This is a genomic window from Mesorhizobium sp. M5C.F.Ca.IN.020.29.1.1, assembly GCF_003997375.1.
GTDB classification, from domain to species: Bacteria; Pseudomonadota; Alphaproteobacteria; order Rhizobiales; family Rhizobiaceae; genus Mesorhizobium; species Mesorhizobium wenxiniae.
This window is the reverse complement of sequence record NZ_RZSW01000991.1, coordinates 1-1,181: the sequence shown is the minus strand read 5'-3', so window position 1 is coordinate 1,181 and position 1,181 is coordinate 1. Positions and strand designations below refer to the sequence as shown.

At 61.2% G+C, this 1,181-nt stretch carries 2 protein-coding genes; both read right to left on the bottom strand.

Going from position 1 to position 1,181, the window contains the following annotated elements; translation table 11 throughout:
• Positions 1 to 95: 95 nt before the first annotated feature.
• On the bottom strand, positions 96 to 305 hold the full coding sequence (locus EOA85_RS35695) for a cold-shock protein (RefSeq protein ID WP_107652739.1): 210 nt from the start codon (positions 303 to 305) through the stop codon (positions 96 to 98).
• 260 nt (positions 306 to 565) lie between these two features.
• Positions 566 to 1,181: hypothetical protein (locus tag EOA85_RS35690; RefSeq protein WP_127212761.1), on the bottom strand; the 616-nt coding region annotated here is incomplete at its 5' end.

The window sequence follows — 1,181 nt, the reverse complement described above, 5'->3', positions numbered from 1 at the left end:
GCCCGGGGTTGTGCCGGCCTGGATACTCAGCCACCTACCGGCGCGGAGGGGTGATTTGCAAAGGCCGACTCAAAAATGGGCGGCCTTTGAGCGACTTAAATCGCCTGGAGATTGCCAGCAGACGATTTGCCGGTGCGCCGGTCCTGCTCGACCTCATAGCTGACCTTTTGGCCATCGGCGAGGCTCCTCAACCCGGCACGTTCAACCGCAGATATATGAACGAAAACGTCCGCTCCGCCGGCGTCCGGTTGGATGAACCCGAAGCCCTTTGTTGCATTAAACCACTTCACCGTACCTGTAGCCACGCGTCTATTCCTTATCTTGGCAAGGCGGGCAATCCTCGCCCGCGCGAAGGCAATCTAGCCATCGCCCGGAACACGTCAATGACGGTTGTCTTCCTCAACCTTTCGCCTGTGCCTTTCGCATCTCGGCCGAGACGTGGCCGAGCTGCTTCTGGAGTAGCGCTCTTCGGCCGACCAGGCGAGGCATGACCGTAGCGAATGGCCGGCGACCTGCTCTCCGGTTCGCCCTCGGCCTGGACACGCGGTGCCTCTCATCGCAATTGTCACATTTGATGTGTTCGCATGAGTTCGTGGAGTGCATACGCTATCTCGTCGTTGGTCCACCCGGCCGCCGCGGCGCTCTCAACCAGTTCCTGGACAGCCGGTTCCAGCGCGCGTTGGCAATGAAGCCCGCGATCCGGATGATCAGCCGCGCAGCCTGGTTGCGCGATCGTGATCTTCGATCGCTTCATCGCCGGCCAGGGGCTCTTGCCCGTCTCGTTCAGGTACACGAGGCGTGCGAGCTCACGAATGGTTGGAGCCCGCTTGGGATTACGCTGAATGCGGTCAACAAGCTGTTCCAGTGAACCCGCGCGCTGCAGCTCCTTGAAAAAGTGGTGTGGTGCGACGCTCCCGAGCCGGTGCGTCTCGGCCAGGCTCCATACGTACCGATAGGCCGCCATGAAATCGGATCGTGGCGGAGCCTCGGACGGTTCGGCCTTGGTCAAGATACCCCCGCCCACGAGCCGGTCGGCCTTTTCGATGATCTGGCGCGTCCTTGTTTTTGAAAGACGATGTTCCTGCGCCAGTTCGGCAACGGTCTTGCCATTCAGAAAGCCGTCCACCAGGGCGACATTTCGGTCGACGTTCGGATTGAACCCCCAGCAGGCCCGCAGCCTG